This window comes from Acidisoma sp., from assembly GCF_965199065.1.
Classification (GTDB): Bacteria; Pseudomonadota; Alphaproteobacteria; order Acetobacterales; family Acetobacteraceae; genus Acidisoma.
Genome location: NZ_CBDAQN010000001.1, coordinates 783,808 through 801,353 on the forward strand (window position 1 = coordinate 783,808; position 17,546 = coordinate 801,353).

The window sequence follows — 17,546 nt, forward strand, 5'->3', positions numbered from 1 at the left end:
CGGATGCGCTGCCCGTTCTGCGGCCACGACGACGCGCAGGTGAAGGATAGCCGGCCCAGCGAGGATGGGACGTCGATCCGCAGGCGTCGCTTCTGCGGCGCGTGCAGCCAGCGCTTCACGACGATCGAGCGCGTTCAGCTGCGCGAACTGGTGGTCGTGAAGTCCGACAACCGCCGCGTGCCGTTCGACCGCGACAAGCTGGCGCGCTCCATCCGCATCGCGCTCCGCAAGCGGCCGGTGCAGGAGGAGCGGATCGACCGCATCGTCAACAGCATCGTGCGGAAGCTGGAGTCCAGCGGCGAGAGCGACATCGTCAGCAAGCAGATCGGCGAGCTGGTGATGGAGACGCTGAAGGAAGTGGACGACGTGGCCTATGTCCGCTTCGCCAGCGTCTACCGCAACTTCCGCGAGGCGAAGGATTTCGAGCAGTTCCTCGGGCAGCTGGGCGAGCGCGTCGAGCCCGAACCCACTTAGGCAGAGAGAGTTTTCTGGTTCTCTCGAAAAGAACCGCTTTCCTGCTTCCTGAAAGGCCAAGCATGTTCACAGGCATCATCTCGGGCGTTGGCACCCTTTCCGAGGTCCGGCCGGTCGGCGAGGGCACCGACATGCGGCTACGCATCGCCGTGCCGCAGGACCGTGACGTTTGGGCTGGTTTGCCGGGCGTGATCCTCGGCGCCTCGATCTCCTGTTCCGGCTGTTGCCTCACCGTCGTCGAGATGGATGGCGCGTCCTTCGCGGTCGATGTCTCGGCGGAGACGCTGTCGAAGACGACGCTCGGCCGTTGGCAGCCCGGCCGCCGGATCAATCTGGAGCGTCCGCTGAAGATGGGCGACGAACTCGGGGGGCACATCGTTTCCGGCCACGTCGACGGGCTGGGCGAAGTGCTCACCTCGACGCCCGAAAACGGCTCCACCCGCTGGACCTTCCGGGTGCCGCCGGCGATCGCGCGTTTCATCGCCGCGAAGGGCAGCGTCGCCGTCGATGGAGTGTCCTTGACGGTGAACGAGGTTGAGGGCGATGTGTTCGGCGTGAACATCATTCCCCACACCTCCGAGGCGACGACGTTCGGCGCGCTGGCCGTGGGCGACCCGGTCAATCTGGAGATCGACATGCTGGCGCGTTATGTCGCACGGCTGACGGAGCGCGGCCTGTGACGATGATCAACACTCATTCCCTGAGCGAATACATCTCCCCCGCCTCGGAGATCATCGAGGAAGCGCGGGCGGGCCGGATGTTCATCCTCGTCGACGACGAGGACCGCGAGAACGAGGGCGACCTCGTCATCCCGGCGCAGTTCGCGACGACGGAGGCGATCAACTTCATGGCCCGCTATGCGCGCGGGCTGATCTGCCTCGCCATGACGCGGCAGCGGGTGGAGCAGCTCGGCCTGTCGCTGATGAGCGCCCACAACCGCTCGCGCCATTCGTCCGCCTTCACCGTCTCGATCGAGGCGCGGCACGGCATCAGCACGGGCATCTCGGCCGCCGACCGGGCGCGGACCGTGGCGGTCGCCATCAACTCCGAGAACCCGCGCGACGAGATCGCGACGCCGGGCCACGTCTTCCCGCTGGCGGCGCGTGACGGCGGATCGCTGGTGCGCGCCGGTCATACCGAGGCGGCGGTCGACATCTCGCGTCTCGCCGGGCTCAACCCCTCGGGCGTCATCTGCGAGGTCATGAACGAGGACGGGACGATGGCCCGTCTGCCGGAGCTGGCCGCCTTCTCCCAGCGGCACAATCTCAAGCTCGGCACGATCGCGGACCTCATCCAGCACCGCCGGCGGACGGAAAAGCTCGTGCGCCGGTCCTACGAGAGCTGGACGGGCGATCTGGAGGGCGGCGACTGGGCGGTGAAGGTGTTCGAGGATGCGCTGACCGGCACCGAGCATCTGGCCCTGGTGAAGGGCGATCTGACAGCCCCCGGCGCCAGCCTCGTCCGCGTCCACAGTGTCGATCCGGTCACCGATCTGCTGGGCAGCGGCCGGCAGGCCCTGGCCGCCTCGTCCCGCATCATCGCGGCCGCGGGGCGAGGGGTGATCGTGCTGTTGCGGGACACGCAGCCGGGCGCGGTTGCCCGCAAGCTCGGGCTGAGCGAGGCCGAGCGGGTGGAGGACCACGTGTTGCGTCATTACGGCATCGGTGCGCAGATCCTCATCGACCTAGGGGTGCGTGACATGATCCTACTCACCAACCATCCGCGCAGCCTCATCGCGCTGGAGGGCTTCGGCCTCAACATCGTCGATCAGCAGCCGTTCGAGGATAAGGCGCGCACGGACGTGGGGCCTGTGGCATGAGCACCGCCGACGCCGCCCCGATCGATGTGCCGAAGCTTAAAGGTGCGCCGCCCTCAGTTCTCATCATTACTGCGCCCTATTACCGGCAGGTGGTGGACGGCATGGTCAAGGGCGCCCGCGCGGTGCTGGACCGGGCCGCAGCCAAGTACGAGATCGTCCAGGTCGCCGGCGCCTATGAGTTGCCGCAAGCCTTGGGCATCGCCGCGGCCAGCAACCGGGCCTATGACGGCTTCGTCGTGATCGGCTGCGTCATCAAAGGCGAGACCGACCATTACGACTTCATCTGCAACTCGGCGATGAACGGCATCATGCGCGTGGCGCTGGACTACAAGCTGTGCCTGGGCACGGCGCTGCTGACGGTGGACACGCTCGGTCAGGCGGTCGACCGCGCCGGCGGCGAGCACAACAAGGGAGCCGAGGCGGCAGCCGCGATGCTCAAGCAGATCGTGCTTCTCCGCCATCTGGGACCTAGCTGATGGCGGCGCAGCCTTCCGTTCCGAAACCGATGAAACCGCAGACCCGTCCGCGTACGGGCGCGCGCGTGGCGGCGGTGCAGGCGCTGTTTCAAAGTGAGCAGGCCGACGACAGCGGCGAGACGGTCATCGACCAGTTCACCCGTCACCGCCTCGGCGCGGTGCCGGATGCGGGTGGCTTCGAGGAGGGGCGCGTGCCGGATGCGCATGTGCCGCTGTTCGCCAGCATCGTTCGCGCGGCCGTGCGGGACCAGGACCAGATCGACGCCCTGATCGCCGAGAGCCTGCCCGCGGACTGGCCCTTCGACCGGCTCGACCCGGTTCTCCGGGCGCTTCTGCGGGCGGGAGCGGCCGAGCTTCGCATGGAGAACGGGCCGCCGATCCGGGTGGTCATCAACGAATACCTCGACGTGGCGCACGGCTTCTTCACCGGCGACGAGCCGCGCATGGTCAATGGCATGCTGGACGCACTGGCCCGTCGGGCCCGGCCGGCTGAGTTCGGCGCCTCACCCGCGGAACATGTCTGAGCCTGCTGGGGCTGCGGAGTCCGCGCTGCCATCCGAATTCGGTCTGATCGGCCGCCATTTCCGGCCTCTTGCGGGACCGGGTGCCCTCGACCTCGAAGACGATGCGGCTGTCCTCGTTCCGCCTCCCGGCCGGGAGCTGGTCATGGCGGCGGATGCCATGGTCGCAGGGGTGCATTATCTGCCGGATGACCCCGCCGACGGGGTCGCCCGCAAGCTGCTGCGGGTGAACCTTTCGGACCTGGCGGCCATGGGTGCCACGCCCCTCGGCTATCTGCTGACGGTGTCAGCGCCCACGGACACGCCGGACGCATGGTTCGCGGCCTTTGCCAGAGGGCTCGCGGCGGATCAGGCGATCTTCGACGTGACGCTCCTCGGTGGGGATACGACAAGCACGCCCGGTCCTGTGACGCTGTCGCTCACCATCATCGGTCATGTGGCGCCCGGTGCCGCCGTCCGGCGTCGGGGCGCGAAGGCCGGCGACGAGGTCTGGGTCACCGGCACGATCGGCGACGGTGCGCTAGGCCTCGCCGCGTCGCTCGGCAAGCTGGATGACCCCAGCGGCTATCTCCGGGCCAGATACTGCGTGCCGAGCCCCCGGCTGGGACTGCCGCTGACGGGCCGCGCCTCGGCCGCCATCGACGTGTCCGATGGGCTGCTGCAGGACCTCGGGCACCTCTGCCGGCTGGCTGGCTGCGGCGCGGAGATCGAGGCCGGGCTGGTGCCGCTGTCGGACGCCGCCCGCGCCGCCGGCCCGGCATGGCTCGCGGATTGCCTCGGCGGCGGCGACGACTACGAGCTGTTGCTGGCGGTGCCGGAGGGCAGGGGCGAGGCTCTCGCGGCAGCCTGCGCGACGCTCGGCGTGCCGCTGACGCGCATCGGGCGGTTCACGGAGGGGCCGATGGCGGTGCGCGTGATCGATGCCGCGCACGAGACGGTCACTGTCGCGCGCCACGGCTGGAGCCACTTCTAGCTCCGCTGCCGTGCCGCGCCCGTCACGCAGAGCGCCGGCGTCCCAAGTGTCCTGGACGCAACGCTACAACCCTGGACCGCCCGCGCTCAAGCCGCCGCCGCCCTGATTGCCACCGGTATCGGAAGCGCCGCTGAACCGGCCGACATTGCCGAATAGCTGCTGCAGCACCGAAACCGAAGCGCCCGGCGTCGCTGTCGCGCCCGGCGCCATGCTGACGGCGCGGCCATCGGCCTTGTCGTACACCTTGACCGAGCGCAGCACGCCGGTGCCGTCGAAATTCAGCACCACGACACGTTGCCGCAGTACGCCCGGCAATCGCCCGACACGCGGCCGGGTGATCTGGCTGATATAGATCCAGCTATTGTCGTCGAAGGTTTCATGGGCCGTCGGTGATCCCAGCAAGGCGGAGGCGTCGGCCGTTGTGGTGACGCCGGGCGTCAGTTGCTTGAGGCTCTCGATGTCGATCGGGTCACCGCGGGTGGTGGATTGAGCCTGGAAGAAGCTGCACCCGGCCAGGGGCATCCCGCCCAGCAGAACGACGACGGCGACGGCATGCCGGAACCCGGTCCGGCGTTTCGGCCAGGCAGTCTTGAACATGCGGCTCATTCCTCCGTCACTCCTCCGCCAGCCTTCACCGCCAGCCTTCACCGCCAATCTTTACCGCCGTCACGTGGTAGCCAGGGCGAGTTGTCGTACGAGGGCGACAGGCGCGGAAGCCCCGGCGGCCCCGATCGGCCGTCAGGCGAGAGGGCGCTGGGTGTCATGCTCCCGATCCGGTGTCAACTCGCCGCGAGCGTCGCGCCGATGGCCCTGTTCCAGGTGAGCGGCGCGGTCGATGGCGGATTTCTGCCATCCGCCGCGTCCGCGCCCGTGTAATCGGGCGGCACGGCATGATATGCTCATAAACCATGCGAAATATCCCGTCCGTAGAGCCCAGCCGATGACCCCCGAATTTTCCCGCCTGCTTCCCGTCGCCCAGATCGGCATGACGGAAGCCTCCCGCAGCATAGAGGCGACGCCCGAGGAATGCGCCCTGGTGGCGGCGCGGCTGGGCCTGTCGGGCCTCACCGCCTTCACCGCCACGTTCCGCATCGCGCGGCAGGCGGGCGGCGACGAGTATCTCGCCCAGGGCCGCATCCACGCCCGCGCCCTGCGCACCTGCGTCGTCTCGCTTGAAGACTTCACCGAGCGGTCGGACCTCTCCTTCACGATCCGCTTCGTGACCGAGGAGGCCAGCGAGGACGAGGCTCTGGAAGCGCCCTACGATTATGAGGATGGCCCGGACGAGGTTCTGTACGATAACGATACGCTCGACCTGGGCGAGGCGGCGGTGCAGGAATATGCGCTGTCGTTGAACCCCTACCCGCGCAAGCCGGGTGCCAAAATGCCGGATTTGGGCCAGGAAGGCACCGGCGCCTTCGATGTCCTTCGTAACTTGACCCGGCGGAACTAACCCCGACCGGGCGCGGCACATGCAAGGGTTGTGATACGAGGAGGCCGGTCGGGCCTGCCGCCGCTTGCCGCTTGTGGGCCGCTCTGGTAAGTGCCGCGCCTCACGCCACCAGGATAAGCTGGCCCGATCATATCGATCGAGGGTCACGTAACGCGAAAGGGGTTCCGGCGATGGCCGTTCCCAAAAGAAAGACGTCGCCCTCCCGCCGGGGAATGCGCCGTAGCCACCATGCGATCCAGAGCGAAAGCTTTGCCGAGTGCGGCAACTGCGGGGAGCTGAAGCGCCCGCATCATGTCTGCAGCCACTGCGGTCACTATGACGGCCGCGAAGTGGTCGGCGCCGGCAAGGCGCTCAAGGGCGCGGTCCGGGCCTAAACGGCCCCACCGGCATCAGCAACCCCGCCAGAGATGACGGAAGCCGCCAGCTCGGCGCCATCTGGCTCGGCGCCCTTCGCCTTGGCTGTCGATGCCATGGGTGGGGACGATGCCCCGGCCATGGTCGTTGCCGGCCTCGCGCTCGCGGCTGAGCGCCATCCCGGCGCGCGCTTCTTGCTGGCCGGCGAGGAAGCGACGCTGAAGCCCTTGCTCGCGGCCTATCCGCGGGCGCGCGCCGTCTGCACCATCCGGCAGGCGAACGAAATCGTGTCGGGCGACATGAAGCCCACGGTCGCGCTGCGTCTGCGCTCGTCCTCCATGCGCGTCGCCGTCGACGCGGTGGCGAACGGGGAGGCAATGGGCCTCGTCTCCGCGGGCAACACGGGCGCCCTGATGGCGCTCGCCAAAATCGTCATCAAGACGTTGCCCGGCATCGACCGTCCGGCGATGGCTGCGACGGTGCCTTCGGCGCGCGGCGACGTGGTTATGCTCGACCTCGGCGCCAACGTCGTCTGCGACAGCCGCAACCTCGTCGAGTTCGCCGTGATGGGCGAGATGTTCGCCCGCACGGTGCTCGGCATCCCGGAACCGACCATCGGGCTGCTCAACGTCGGTTCGGAGGAGGGCAAGGGCGACGACCGTCTGCGCCGGGCCGCCGACGTGCTGCGCGCCAGCCATATCGGGGCGCGCTTCCAGGGGTTCGTCGAGGGGCATGACATTGCCGCCGGCACCACGGACGTGATCGTCACCGACGGCTTCACCGGCAATGTCGCGCTGAAAACCGGCGAGGGCGCGCTCAAGCTGATGGGCGGCCTGTTGCGCCAGGTCTTCACCAGCAGCCTTTCCGCCAAGATTGCCTATCTGCTGGCGCGGACCGGCCTGGATCGCTTGCGCGAGTGGCTCGATCCGCGGCGCTACAACGGTGCCGTGATGGTCGGGCTGAACAGCGTCGTCGTGAAATCCCACGGCGGGACGGACGCACTGGGCTTCGCTCATGCCGTTGATGTTGCGATGAACATGGTGACGCATGGCTTCACCGCCGGCATCGCCGAGGGCCTCGCGAAGCTCGCGGAGCATGAAAGTCTTGCGGCTCTTGCCGCGGCCGACGCCGTCGAGGCTGAGGCGCCCGCCGGCGATGCACCCGAGGCCAGCGTCCGCCTCGCGGCGGCCAAGTAAGCCGTGGCTCTCGCCCATCCTTCTGCCCCGAGGCGCTCGTTGATTGCCGGTGCCGGCGGCTATCTGCCCGGGCGTCTGGTGACCAATGCCGACCTTGCGGCGACACTCGACACATCCGATGCCTGGATCCGGGAGCGGACCGGCATCCGCCAGCGGTATCGCGTCGGTCCGGAAGACACCACCACCTCGATGGCGGTGGCCGCCTCCTGGCGGGCGCTCGCAATGGCCGGGGCGACACCCGCCGATGTCGATCTCATCATCGTCGGCACCAGTACGCCCGATCAGGCGTTTCCCTCGGTCGCCGTGCGGGTTCAGGGACTGCTCGGCATCGAGAGTGGTTTCGGCTTCGACGTGGGCGCCGCCTGCGCCGGTTTCGTCTACGCCCTGTCCCTCGCGGACGAACTCATCCGCGCCGGCCGGGCGAGGGGCGCGCTGGTCATCGGGTCTGAATCCTTCTCCCGCATTATCGACTACACGGATCGCGGCACCTGCGTGCTGTTCGGAGACGGCGCCGGAGCGGTCTTCCTGAAGGCCGCCGAAGGTGATGGCGGGCCGGCAGACGAGGGCGGCATCCTCTCGACGCACCTCCATGCTCAGGGCAGCCTCGGCGACATTCTGTTCGTCGACGGCGCCGTTGGCGTGTTGGACAGTGCCGGCAGTCCATTACCGGGCAAGCTGCGCATGAACGGGCGGGAGGTGTTCCGCCATGCCGTGCAGCGGCTGTCCGAGAGCGTGGACGAGGCGCTGGCCGCCAACGCCCTCAGCCGCGCCGATGTCGATTGGCTGGTGCCGCACCAGGCGAACATCCGCATCATCGACGCCATGGGGCGCAAGCTCGGCCTGCCCCCGGAGCGCGTGGTCATCACGGTCGACCGTCACGCCAACACTTCGGCGGCCTCGATCCCTCTGGCGCTCGCCGAGGCAATGGAGGATGGCCGGATCGGGCGCGGCCATCTGGTCCTCATGGAGGCGCTCGGCGGCGGCCTCGTCTGGGGTTCGGCGCTCGTCCGGATGTAACGGCCGCTCTCCGGCTTCCCGTCGCTTCGCCTCCAGGCACTTCGCCCCGTATCAAACGTCGCGCGGCCAATGCTTTGATGGTGAACGATTTCGTTGACTCGGCGGACAGTGATGCTACCGTTGCGCCATGAGTACAGTCACTCGTGCCCAGCTGGCTGAGACGATCTATGCACAGGTTGGCCTGTCGCGGAATGAGTCCGCCGACCTGCTCGAAGCCGTGCTGGAACGCGTCTCGGCAGCCTTGGAAGCAGGCGAATCCGTTAAAATCAGTGGGTTCGGAACCTTTTCTGTGAGACAGAAGGGCCGGCGGATCGGGCGCAACCCCAAGACGGGTGTTGAGGTGCCAATCCTGCCGAGGCGTGTTCTCGTCTTCCGGCCGAGCCAGGTTCTTAAAGGCACCGTGAACGGTGAAGTCGTCGATGATGACGGTGAGGACTCATGAGCGCGATACCGCTGCCTCGGGACGATGACGACCAGACGGCCAGGGTAAAGGCCAAGAAGGCGCCGACTGCCTTTCGTACGATCAGCGAGGTAGCGGACGATCTTCATATTCCGCAACATGTGCTGCGCTTCTGGGAGACGAAGTTCACCCAGGTGAAGCCGCTCAAGCGGGGCGGCGGGCGGCGCTATTACCGGCCTGACGACATCACGCTGCTGCGCCGGATTTCGCATCTCCTCTACACGCAGGGATACACCATCAAGGGCGTCCAAAGGCTGCTGCGCGAGGGTGGCGGACGGCTGGCGGATGACATTCCGCCACCGTTGGTCGATGAGCGTGACACGGAAGCCGAGCGTGAGGTCGAAAGCTTCAAGCTGGTCGAGAGAGAGCGGGCGCAGCCTGATCTGCCGGTGGAGCCACCGGTGGCGACGCGGCTGCCCCTCCGGTTCATTCCGCGCCCGACCGCCGTGCCGCCCGCGCCGAACCCTGCCGAGCTAGAGGCGGAGAACCTCCGGCAGGTGATGATGGAGATGCTGGCGCGGCTCGAGGAGTTGCGGGTGCTGGTCGCCAGCCGGATTTAAATCACCCGGCTGGTTCCCGTCACGCTATCCCGCCATCAACGCATCGACCTCCGCCCGTTTCGGCATCCCGGCGCCCGCACCAGCCCGCGTCACCTTCAGCCCGGCGACGGCGCAGGCAAAACCAATGGCGTCCTCCAGGGTTCTGCCCTCGGACAGGGCGACCGCGATGGCGCCGTTGAAGCTATCGCCGGCACCGGTCGTATCCACCACAGGCCCGGCTCGGACAGCCGCGACAGTCACGGTCCGTCCGTTCTGGCGCAGCAGTGCGCCCGCCGCACCCATCGTGACCACGACCGCCCCGGCGCCGCGCGCGATGAGGGCGTCGGCGGCGCGCTCTGCCTCCTCCGGCGTTCCCACCGGCAAGCCGGAGAGCATCGCGGCCTCGGTCTCGTTCGGCGTCAGGATGTCGACCAAGCCCAGCAACTCGTCGCTGAGCGGGAAAGCCGGTGCGGGGTTGAGGATGGTGGTGACGCCGCGCCGGCGCGCCTCGGTCAGGCCGTGGACGACCAGAGGCAGCGGCACCTCCAACTGGGTGAGGAACACCGCCGAACGCCCGATCGCGTCGCCCGCCAGGTCGATCTCGGCGAGGCTGAGCATGGCGGCGGCGCCCGGCACGACGATGATGGCGTTCTCGCCGATACGCTCGTCGATGAGGATGGCGGCGGCGCCCGTGGGGGCATCGGTGCTCTCGAACAGGAAGCCGGTGCCGACGCCTTCCATCTCGTAGATGCCGCGCGCCATGGCGCCGAACTCGTCCCGCCCGATCTTGGCGAGGAACTGCACGGGCGCCTCAAGGCGGGCGATGGCGATGGCCTGGTTCGAGCCCTTGCCGCCCGGCCCGATGCGGAAGCCGGTTCCGAGCACCGTCTCGGTCCAGGCCGGAAGTTTCGGCGTGAGGAAGGTGAGGTCGGCGGCAAAGATGCCCATGACGACGATCATCGGCCGCGCCTCAACCCAGCGCCTGGGCGGCCTTGAGGACCTCGGCGGCGTGCGCCGGGACCGACACCTTTCGCCAAACCTTTGCGATCTTGCCCGTCTTGTCGATGAGGAAGGTGGTGCGCTCGATCCCCATGTACTTCTTGCCGTACATGGATTTTTCCGCCCAGCAGCCGTAGCGCTCGGTCACGTCCGTCGTCTCGTCCGAGGCGAGCGGAAAGGTCAGGTTGTATTTCGCGGCAAACTTCTCGATCGGCTTCATCGGGTCCTTGGAGACGCCGATGACATCGAGGCCGAGATGGCCGAGCTGGGGCAGCGCCTCCTGGAAGGCGCAGGCCTCCTTGGTGCAGCCGGGTGTGTCGGCCTTGGGATAGAAGTAGAGCAGGAAGGGCTTGCCGGCGTAGTCCGCCAGCCGGACGGTGCGGCCGCCAGAGGCCGGCATCTCGAAATCCGGAGCCGGTTCACCCTCGTTCACGCTCATTGTGCTGCTCCTTTTTGCGGTCTCGGCTGCATCTCGGCTGCCGCCGGATCACCGATATGCCGGATGAAGATGCTGCGAACCAGTGCCGCCGTTCGGTCGATGCGTGCGCGGAGGCCGGCCATGGTCGCCTCTCCGGTGGCGGCGAGCACGATCCGGGCCGAGGCCTCCGCCGTGTCCGGGGCGATCGCCGGCCCCACGGTCAGCCGCTGCATGCTCTGGATCGTCCGCCACAGATGGTCGGCCTCGATCAGCGCCGCCCCATCCTCGGGCAGCAGCACACCGAGATCGACCAGATTGTGGAGCGCGATACGGGTCGTGGTGCTCCGGAGATCGGGCCGCTCGGCGCAGTGGATGAGTTGCAGGACCTGGGTGACGAACTCCACCTCCATCTGGCCGCCCGGCCGCAGCTTCACGTCCCACGGTCCGTGCGCGGGGAGGTCGCGCAGCAGACGGCGCCGCATCTCCAGCGCATCCTGTCGCATCACCTCCGGGACACGCCGCGGGCGCAGCGCCTCGCTCAGCGCCGCCTCCACCAGCGGGCGGAACTGATCGACGCCGGCCACGACGCGGGCGCGGGTCAGCGCCATCTGCTCCCAGGTCCAGGCGCGGTCGGCGTGGTAGGCACGGAAGGCGCCAAGGCTCACCGCCACCGGCCCCTGGTTGCCCGAGGGCCGCAGTCGCATGTCGACGCGGTAAAGTGGCCCTTCGACGCCCTGGGCCGTCAATGCGCCGGTAAAGGCAGTGACCAGGCGGCCGATCCACTGGCTCGGGGCGAGCGGCTTCGGTCCCTGGCTTTCCTCCGCCTCCTCCGGCCGGTCGTAGATCAGCATGAGATCGAGGTCCGAGCCGGGCATCATCTCCCGTCCGCCGCCCTTGCCGAGGAGCACGATGGCGAAGGCGATCCCCCTCAGCCAGCCGTAGCGGTCGGTGTGGCTGGCCACGACCGCGCCGAGGATCGTCGACAGCGCCGCATCGGCGAGGGCGGTGCGCGCGAGGCCGGCGGCGTCCACGTCCAGACGGCCTTCCAGCTGAGCCACGCCGATGCGGAAATGCTCCTCGCTGACGAAGTGGCGGGTCAGCGCGATGGTGTCCTCCAGCGTCATCGCATCGACCAGCTGGCGGCGCAGCATGCGGGCGGGGTCGGCCCGCACCTCCTCGGATCCCAGCAGCCCTTCGAGCGCGCCGGGATGTCCCGCGAGATGATCCGAAAGCCCGGGCGCCGCGCCGAGCAGCACGGCGATGCGGTCGATCAGCGCCGGATTGCGCTGGAACAGCGACAGCAGCTGGATGCCGGCGGGGAGACGCGCGATGAAATGGTCGAAGCGTGCAAAGGACTGGTCGGGCTGCGGCTGGCTGGCGATCGCCTCGAGGATGCGCGGCAGCAGCCCCTCGAGCAACGCCCTTGCCCGCTCGGATCGCAGCGCGCGCGGCCGGCCTGCCATCCAGCGCCGGATGATCTCGACGACACGAATGGGATCGGTGAAGCCGAGGTCGGCGAGACGGGTGACGGTCTTGTCCGGCGGCGGCGCGCCGAGGGTGCCGACCTCGAGATCGTCGAGATCGTTTCCGGCTTCGAAGAAGCTGTCATAGAGCGCCTGCACGGCGAGAAGGTGCGACAGCAGGGTGTCGGCGAAGGCGCGGGGGCTTTCATAACCCATGAAGGTCGCGAGCGCGGCAAAGCTCTCGGTGGTTGCCGGCAGGGCGTGGGTCTGACGGTCCGCCACCATCTGCACCCGGTGCTCGACCTGGCGCAGGAACCGGTAGGCGCGGGTGAGGGTGGCGGCGGTATCGCTCGACATATGGCCGAGCCGGGTCAGCAGCCGCAGCGCCGGCAAGGTGGCGCCGACGCGCAGGATAGGTTCCCGCCCACCCCAGACAAGTTGTTGCGACTGAGCAAGGAACTCGATCTCCCGGATGCCGCCGCGGCCGATCTTGAGGTCATGCGCGAGCAGCCGGATGACGGGGTCGGCGCCGCCGGGAATCGGCCCGCCGCGATGCGCGTCGATCCGGCGCTTCATGGCGTGGATGTCGGCGATAGCCGCGAAATCGAGGTGACGCCGCCAGACGAAGGGCCGCAGCGCGTCGAGCAGGCTCGCGCCAAGACCAAGGTCGCCCGCGACGGGCCGCGCCTTGATGAGCGCCAGACGCTCCCAGTTGCGGCCGACCGTTTCGTAGTAGGTCAGCGCCGTCTGCACGGAGACGGCGAGGGGCATCGCGGCCGGGTCGGGCCGCAGTCGGAGGTCGACGCGGAAGACGTAGCTGCCGCCCTCGCGGGCTTCCATCAGCTTGACCAGATCCCTGGCTAGCCGCGTGTAGATCGCGCCTATAGTCTCTGCCGGAAACGCAACGGCCGCCGGGTCATAGAAGACGATGAGGTCGATATCGCTCGAATAGTTCAGCTCCCGGCCGCCGAGCTTGCCGAGCGCCAGGATGATAAGTCCACTGCCCTGCACCGGGTCGCTATCCGGGTTCGACAGGGCGATGGCGCCGCGCGCATGGGCCGCCAGCAGCAGGTGGCGGAGGCCGAGTTGCAGTGTCATCTCGGCGAGGCGCGACAGCGCGCCGGTGACGCGGGAGAGCGGCAGGACGCCGCCGATGTCCCCGAGCGCGACCGCCAGCGCCACCTGGCGCTTCGCCTCGCGCATCGCGGCGCCGACCCGCGCGCCGGACGTGCGGGGATCGGTTTGCACAAGGCGCGCGAAGGCATGGTCGATGCCGGCGCCGGCGCCGTCCGTCGCGACACGGAGCAGCGTCTCCGGCTCGCGCAAGGCGAGGTCGGAGAGGTAGCCGCTATTGCCGCCGACGGCGCGCAGCATCGCCAGCGGGGCAGGCTGGAACGCACTGCCGAACGGCGCGGCCGCCACTTCGAACCGCTCCAGAAACCGGTCGGCCGCGTCCGCGTCCGCGGGCTCGGGCCAGCGGAAGGGCGGGGCCTGTGGATTGTCTGCATCCGTCATGCGGAACGAGGCTGGGCATGAGCGACCGCAACGGTCAAGGGTTGGGTCAGGAGTGGACCCGGGAGTGGGGTGAGGACCGGAAACGGGACCTCGAATATGATCGATCGTGGGAAGTGCGCCCGCAGCGGCGCGGCGGGCGCTGGTGGCGCTGGCCGGGCACGGCGCTCATCCTGCTCGTCGAGGCGATCCTGTTCATCGTGGTCATCGGCGGCACGGCGCTCGCCTGGCGGGCGGCGCAGGGGCCGGTCAACCTGTCGCTTTTGCTGCCCAAGATAGGGCGGGCGATCGCGCTGGCGGCACCCCAGCTCGACGTGTCGATCGGCCAGCTCGCCGTTGCCTGGAAGGGCTTCACCCAGGGGCCTGACCAACCGGTGCAGGTTACGGCGTCGGCTATCCGCGTGGACGAGCCGGGCGCCCAGCGAACAGTCGCCATAGCCCGGTTGAGCCTCGATCTTTCGGCCGCCTGGGCGGTGCGCGGGGTTCTGGCGCCGCGCAGCGTGACGCTGGTGGAGCCATCGCTCACGCAGCGGCGCTGGTCGGCACTGCCGCCGCAAGGCCCGCAGCCGCTGGTAGGGCGGCCGATCTCGGCGCACGACATGATCACGGTGCTCGAGCGGCCGCCTGAGACCGACCGCCATCTGGTGAAGGTAAGGCCGGCCTCGCTCTCCGAGCTGACGCGGGTCACGATCCTCGGCGGACAGATACTGGTGGAGCCCGCGGCCGCCACGCCGGACGGAAAATCACTCCACGGGTTCAACATCGCGGGCGTCGTCACCCGCGGAGCCGCGGGTGGGCTCTCCGGCCGAGTTTCGGGGAATGTCTCGGTGATCGCGAGCGGGCAGCCGGCGCCGACCGAGCCGCCGGCTGTGGCCGGCACTCCGGCGGTTTCGGCGACTGTGACGCTCGGCACCACCGGGATCGCCCGTGTTCTGGCGCAGGCCCGTGTCGATGACCCGGCGGCGCTGGTGGCCGCCATCGCGCCGCCCCAGAACGGCCCGAACGGCATACCCATCCCGTCGATGCCGTTGCGGCTGACGGCGGATGTCACCACCGCGCCCGACCTCACCGTCACCGCGCTGAAGGCGACCGTCACCGGAACCCAGGGCAACGTGCTCGTAGATGGCGCACGTATCCCGGTCAGCGGCCTCGTGCTCGGGGTGACCGGCGACCGAGATCATCTTGCGGTGGACCCCGGCTCTCATGTCGCGTTCGGCGCGGTCAGCGCGCAGCCGCCACCGACGCTGGCCCTCGGCGGCAGCGCCCAGCTCTCCAAAAGCGGCGTGACGGCTGAGGTCACCCTCGGCATCGATCACGTGGCGAGCGACGATCTGCCGGCCTACTGGCCGCCTGACGTGGCGCCCGGCGCCCGCAAGTGGATCAGCGCCCAGGTGCATGACGGGCTGCTGCATGACGGCGCCTTCCAGATCGGCCTCAGCAGCGGCCCGAATTTCGCGAACCTGGGCGTCGGTTCGGCGAGTGGCGCCGTGCAGGCGAACGGCCTCACCGTGATCTGGCTACCGCCGCTGCCGCCGATGACGGCGGTGCAGGGGTCGATCGCGCTGCTCGGGCCGGATGCCGTCGGCGTCACCGTGACCGGCGCGAGCCAGGGCGATCTTCGCGTCGGCCAGAGCACGATGGTGATCACCGGGCTCTCGGCGCCGGAGCAGATCGGCGCGATCACGGTCAATGTCGCAGGTCCGGTGGCGACGGTGCTCACCCTCCTCAACCAGCCGCGGCTGCATCTGCTGAAAAGCGTGCCGGTGCCGCTGAAGGCGACGAGCGGCACGATCGCCACCAACGTCGCGCTGACCCTGCCCCTCGATGCGAAGGTGACCCTCGCCCAGATCCAGGCGAAGGTTCACGCCGACATCGAGAACCTCGCTCTGCAGAACCTGGCGCTCGGCCGCAGCCTGACGGGCGGCCAGTTCACCATCGACGCCGACACCAATGCCCTAAAGCTGACGGGCGCCGCGGCTCTGGCGTCCATCCCTATGCAGCTGACGCTCGACGCGGATCTTACGGCCGGGCCGCCGACGCAGGTGATCGCCAATGTCGCGCTGACCGCGACCGCCGACCAGGTGGCGCTGGCCAAGGCCGGCATCCCGACCGCCGGCGTTTTGAAGGGCCCCGCTCAGTTTGCCCTCGCACTGAAAGCGACCCGGGGGGGACGAACCGATATCAACGCCAAGATCACGCTGCCGGAGGCCAATCTCCAGGTGGCGCCGATAAGCTGGTCCGGAGGCGCCGGCCAGGCGACCGCCACCGCTCATGTCGCCCTCCAGGGCTCGCAGATCGTGGCGCTCGACAGCATCAAGCTCCAGGCGCCGGACGCCGCGCTGAAGGTCCACAGTGTCTTCGCGGAGGGGCGGCTATCGACCTTGTTCGTCGACAGGCTTCTGCTCGGGCGCACCGATCTGCATGGTAGCCTGGGCTTCCCCGCGCATACGGGCGACCCTTACGTGGTCGATGTGGCGGGGCCGGCGCTCGATTTGTCGAAAGTCTGGGGTGGCGGCGTCAAACCGCAGCCGAGCGTGGCGCCGGCGAACCAAGCGCTCTCGACGATTTCCTCCAAGGCAGAGTTTCAGGCGCATCCGCCGTGGCGGGCACAGGTCGCGCTCGACCGCATCCTGTTCGGGACGCTGCCGAATGGCGGCTCCCGCGAACTCGACCATGTCAGCGGTCTCGTCGTGAACAACGGCGTGGTGGTGCAGAGCGCGCAGGTCGCCTTCATGGTCGAGCCTTCGCGCAGCCAGGCGCATCTCAGCATCGTGCCGGATGGGAATGGCAGCCGCAGCGTGACGCTGACGAGCGGTGACTTCGGTGGCCTGCTGAAGGCGACGAACGCCTATGACCTGGTAAGCGGCGGGGTATTGCGGATCGACGGCACCTATGACGACCGCGTGCCGAACCATCCGCTGAGCGGCACCTGCGAGATGGACAGCTTCACGCTTGGGGACGCGCCGACTGCCGCCCGCGTTCTGGCGGCGATGACGCTCTACGGCGTCGTGGATCTTCTACACGGCAAGGGGCTGTTCTTCCGCAAGCTGATCATGCCGTTCCACCTGGCGGATCAGCGGCTGCAGTTGACGCAGGCGCGGGCCTACAGCTCGTCCCTGGGTCTGACGGCACATGGCTCGATCGACCTGCCGCATAACCGCTTCGACATCCTGGGCACGATCGTCCCGGCCTATTTCTTCAATTCGCTGCTCGGGAACATCCCGCTGATCGGCAAATATTTCAGCCCGGAAAAGGGCGGCGGCGTGTTCGCGGCGAAATACGAGTTGGTCGGACCCATCGATAACCCGCAGGTCCACGTCTATCCGTCGTCGCTCATCACCCCGGGCTTCCTGCGCGGCGTGTTCGGACATTGAGCGCGCAGAACCATCGGGCACGCAGAACCATTGGGCGGCTTCCCCTAAGATTGCGCCTGCCAGGGCTGCGGTACACGGCGCGTCATGAGAAAGCCCGGCTCGACCTCGGAGAAGCCGTATCGGCGGTAGAACTCATGGGCGTCCCTGGTGGCGAGCACCCAGGTTCTGACGGCGGAGAAGCAGGGTTCGGCGAGCACCGTCTCGACCATCCAGCGGGCAAGATGGCGGCCGCGGAACGCTTCCAGCACGAAGACATCCAGAAGATAGCCGATCGCCACGTGATCGGTGAGGACGCGCATGTAGCCGATCTGCCTGAGCGGCTCGCCGTGCTCGGCAAGGTAGAGGCCGAAGGGATGCGAATGGCGGGCCGCGCTCTCCACCGTCTCGCGCGGAATGCCGGGCGCCCAGTAGGCGTTTTTCAGGAAACCGTGGATCACGTCGAAGTCGAGGCGCGCCCTGTCGTCCGATAGCTCATAGGCGTCGCGGCAGGCGAGCATG

18 protein-coding genes are annotated in these 17,546 nt (G+C 68.5%); 13 read left to right on the forward strand and 5 right to left on the reverse strand.

The genetic code is table 11. The features are described from left to right. Window positions 1–3: 3 nt before the first annotated feature. From nrdR to thiL, 6 genes are all read left to right on the forward strand, one after another. Window positions 4–474 carry a transcriptional regulator NrdR gene (nrdR, locus tag ACOEQ1_RS03670; RefSeq protein WP_419757868.1) on the forward strand — a complete coding sequence of 157 codons (471 nt, stop codon included), beginning with the start codon at window positions 4–6 and terminating at the stop codon, window positions 472–474. A 62-nt stretch (window positions 475–536) separates the two neighbouring features. Further along, the gene (locus ACOEQ1_RS03675) at window positions 537–1,154 is read left to right on the forward strand and encodes a riboflavin synthase (protein WP_419757869.1); all 618 of its coding nucleotides are present in this window, start codon (window positions 537–539) and stop codon (window positions 1,152–1,154) included. 2 nt (window positions 1,155–1,156) lie between these two features. Then, the gene (ribB, locus tag ACOEQ1_RS03680; protein WP_419758633.1) at window positions 1,157–2,293 is read left to right on the forward strand and encodes a 3,4-dihydroxy-2-butanone-4-phosphate synthase; all 1,137 of its coding nucleotides are present in this window, start codon (window positions 1,157–1,159) and stop codon (window positions 2,291–2,293) included. After that, the gene (ribH, locus tag ACOEQ1_RS03685; RefSeq protein WP_419757870.1) at window positions 2,290–2,769 is read left to right on the forward strand and encodes a 6,7-dimethyl-8-ribityllumazine synthase; all 480 of its coding nucleotides are present in this window, start codon (window positions 2,290–2,292) and stop codon (window positions 2,767–2,769) included. Before ribB ends, ribH begins: the two co-directional genes overlap by 4 nt. After that, window positions 2,769–3,293, forward strand: coding sequence for a transcription antitermination factor NusB (nusB, locus tag ACOEQ1_RS03690; RefSeq protein WP_419757871.1), 525 nt, complete (start codon window positions 2,769–2,771; stop codon window positions 3,291–3,293). The genes ribH and nusB overlap by 1 nt, the downstream gene beginning before the upstream one ends. Beyond that, complete coding sequence (thiL, locus tag ACOEQ1_RS03695) at window positions 3,286–4,263, forward strand: thiamine-phosphate kinase (protein ID WP_419757872.1); 978 nt, start codon at window positions 3,286–3,288, stop codon at window positions 4,261–4,263. The genes nusB and thiL overlap by 8 nt, the downstream gene beginning before the upstream one ends. Before the next feature lie 63 nt (window positions 4,264–4,326). Here thiL and ACOEQ1_RS03700 read toward each other — a convergent pair whose 3' ends face one another. Then, window positions 4,327–4,869 carry an outer membrane protein assembly factor BamE gene (locus ACOEQ1_RS03700; RefSeq protein ID WP_419757873.1) on the reverse strand — a complete coding sequence of 181 codons (543 nt, stop codon included), beginning with the start codon at window positions 4,867–4,869 and terminating at the stop codon, window positions 4,327–4,329. Window positions 4,870–5,203: 334 nt separating this feature from the next. Between ACOEQ1_RS03700 and ACOEQ1_RS03705 the strand changes: the two genes are divergently transcribed. The 6 genes from ACOEQ1_RS03705 to ACOEQ1_RS03730 all read left to right on the forward strand — a co-directional run bounded on the left by ACOEQ1_RS03705 (window position 5,204) and on the right by ACOEQ1_RS03730 (window position 9,303). Next, on the forward strand, window positions 5,204–5,716 hold the full coding sequence (locus ACOEQ1_RS03705; protein WP_419757874.1) for a YceD family protein: 513 nt from the start codon (window positions 5,204–5,206) through the stop codon (window positions 5,714–5,716). A gap of 170 nt (window positions 5,717–5,886) precedes the next feature. Next, window positions 5,887–6,090, forward strand: a complete 204-nt coding sequence (rpmF, locus tag ACOEQ1_RS03710; protein WP_419757875.1) for a 50S ribosomal protein L32 — start codon at window positions 5,887–5,889, stop codon at window positions 6,088–6,090. A 33-nt stretch (window positions 6,091–6,123) separates the two neighbouring features. Beyond that, a complete protein-coding gene (gene plsX, locus ACOEQ1_RS03715; protein ID WP_419757876.1) occupies window positions 6,124–7,266 on the forward strand; it encodes a phosphate acyltransferase PlsX in 1,143 nt (380 codons plus the stop codon). Between the two features lie 39 nt (window positions 7,267–7,305). Then, complete coding sequence (locus tag ACOEQ1_RS03720; protein WP_419757877.1) at window positions 7,306–8,283, forward strand: beta-ketoacyl-ACP synthase III; 978 nt, start codon at window positions 7,306–7,308, stop codon at window positions 8,281–8,283. Between the two features lie 127 nt (window positions 8,284–8,410). Beyond that, window positions 8,411–8,725, forward strand: coding sequence for an integration host factor subunit alpha (locus ACOEQ1_RS03725; protein WP_419757878.1), 315 nt, complete (start codon window positions 8,411–8,413; stop codon window positions 8,723–8,725). After that, entirely contained in the window at window positions 8,722–9,303 is a 582-nt protein-coding gene (locus tag ACOEQ1_RS03730; RefSeq protein ID WP_419757879.1) for a MerR family transcriptional regulator, read from the forward strand. Before ACOEQ1_RS03725 ends, ACOEQ1_RS03730 begins: the two co-directional genes overlap by 4 nt. A 24-nt stretch (window positions 9,304–9,327) precedes the next feature. Here ACOEQ1_RS03730 and ACOEQ1_RS03735 read toward each other — a convergent pair whose 3' ends face one another. Genes ACOEQ1_RS03735 through ACOEQ1_RS03745 form a run of 3 tightly spaced genes read right to left on the reverse strand, consistent with a single transcriptional unit; the run spans window position 9,328 to window position 13,677 of the window. After that, the gene (locus tag ACOEQ1_RS03735) at window positions 9,328–10,242 is read right to left on the reverse strand and encodes a ribokinase (RefSeq protein WP_419757880.1); all 915 of its coding nucleotides are present in this window, start codon (window positions 10,240–10,242) and stop codon (window positions 9,328–9,330) included. A 10-nt stretch (window positions 10,243–10,252) separates the two neighbouring features. Continuing rightward, on the reverse strand, window positions 10,253–10,720 hold the full coding sequence (gene bcp / locus ACOEQ1_RS03740; RefSeq protein ID WP_419757881.1) for a thioredoxin-dependent thiol peroxidase: 468 nt from the start codon (window positions 10,718–10,720) through the stop codon (window positions 10,253–10,255). Next, window positions 10,717–13,677, reverse strand: coding sequence for a bifunctional [glutamine synthetase] adenylyltransferase/[glutamine synthetase]-adenylyl-L-tyrosine phosphorylase (locus ACOEQ1_RS03745; RefSeq protein ID WP_419757882.1), 2,961 nt, complete (start codon window positions 13,675–13,677; stop codon window positions 10,717–10,719). Before ACOEQ1_RS03745 ends, bcp begins: the two co-directional genes overlap by 4 nt. Before the next feature lie 17 nt (window positions 13,678–13,694). Here ACOEQ1_RS03745 and ACOEQ1_RS03750 point away from each other — a divergent pair, with 17 nt between their 5' ends. After that, a complete protein-coding gene (locus tag ACOEQ1_RS03750) occupies window positions 13,695–17,048 on the forward strand; it encodes a DUF3971 domain-containing protein (RefSeq protein WP_419757883.1) in 3,354 nt (1,117 codons plus the stop codon). 44 nt (window positions 17,049–17,092) lie between these two features. Here the strand turns inward: ACOEQ1_RS03750 and ACOEQ1_RS03755 are convergent, their stop codons facing one another. Then, the gene (locus tag ACOEQ1_RS03755) at window positions 17,093–17,545 is read right to left on the reverse strand and encodes a GNAT family N-acetyltransferase (RefSeq protein WP_419757884.1); all 453 of its coding nucleotides are present in this window, start codon (window positions 17,543–17,545) and stop codon (window positions 17,093–17,095) included. Window position 17,546 lies beyond the last annotated feature (1 nt).

Bases quoted from the DNA above. Each gene is read 5' to 3' on its own strand.
- nrdR (WP_419757868.1), top strand. From the start codon at position 4: ATGCGCTGCCCGTTCTGCGGCCACGACGACGCGCAGGTGAAGGATAGC.
- ACOEQ1_RS03675 (WP_419757869.1), top strand. From the start codon at position 537: ATGTTCACAGGCATCATCTCGGGCGTTGGCACCCTTTCCGAGGTCCGG.
- ribB (WP_419758633.1), top strand. From the start codon at position 1,157: ATGATCAACACTCATTCCCTGAGCGAATACATCTCCCCCGCCTCGGAG.
- ribH (WP_419757870.1), top strand. From the start codon at position 2,290: ATGAGCACCGCCGACGCCGCCCCGATCGATGTGCCGAAGCTTAAAGGT.
- nusB (WP_419757871.1), top strand. From the start codon at position 2,769: ATGGCGGCGCAGCCTTCCGTTCCGAAACCGATGAAACCGCAGACCCGT.
- thiL (WP_419757872.1), top strand. From the start codon at position 3,286: ATGTCTGAGCCTGCTGGGGCTGCGGAGTCCGCGCTGCCATCCGAATTC.
- ACOEQ1_RS03700 (WP_419757873.1), bottom strand. From the start codon at position 4,869: ATGAGCCGCATGTTCAAGACTGCCTGGCCGAAACGCCGGACCGGGTTC.
- ACOEQ1_RS03705 (WP_419757874.1), top strand. From the start codon at position 5,204: ATGACCCCCGAATTTTCCCGCCTGCTTCCCGTCGCCCAGATCGGCATG.
- rpmF (WP_419757875.1), top strand. From the start codon at position 5,887: ATGGCCGTTCCCAAAAGAAAGACGTCGCCCTCCCGCCGGGGAATGCGC.
- plsX (WP_419757876.1), top strand. From the start codon at position 6,124: ATGACGGAAGCCGCCAGCTCGGCGCCATCTGGCTCGGCGCCCTTCGCC.
- ACOEQ1_RS03725 (WP_419757878.1), top strand. From the start codon at position 8,411: ATGAGTACAGTCACTCGTGCCCAGCTGGCTGAGACGATCTATGCACAG.
- ACOEQ1_RS03730 (WP_419757879.1), top strand. From the start codon at position 8,722: ATGAGCGCGATACCGCTGCCTCGGGACGATGACGACCAGACGGCCAGG.
- ACOEQ1_RS03735 (WP_419757880.1), bottom strand. From the start codon at position 10,242: ATGATCGTCGTCATGGGCATCTTTGCCGCCGACCTCACCTTCCTCACG.
- bcp (WP_419757881.1), bottom strand. From the start codon at position 10,720: ATGAGCGTGAACGAGGGTGAACCGGCTCCGGATTTCGAGATGCCGGCC.
- ACOEQ1_RS03745 (WP_419757882.1), bottom strand. From the start codon at position 13,677: ATGACGGATGCAGACAATCCACAGGCCCCGCCCTTCCGCTGGCCCGAG.
- ACOEQ1_RS03750 (WP_419757883.1), top strand. From the start codon at position 13,695: ATGAGCGACCGCAACGGTCAAGGGTTGGGTCAGGAGTGGACCCGGGAG.
- ACOEQ1_RS03755 (WP_419757884.1), bottom strand. From the start codon at position 17,545: ATGCTCGCCTGCCGCGACGCCTATGAGCTATCGGACGACAGGGCGCGC.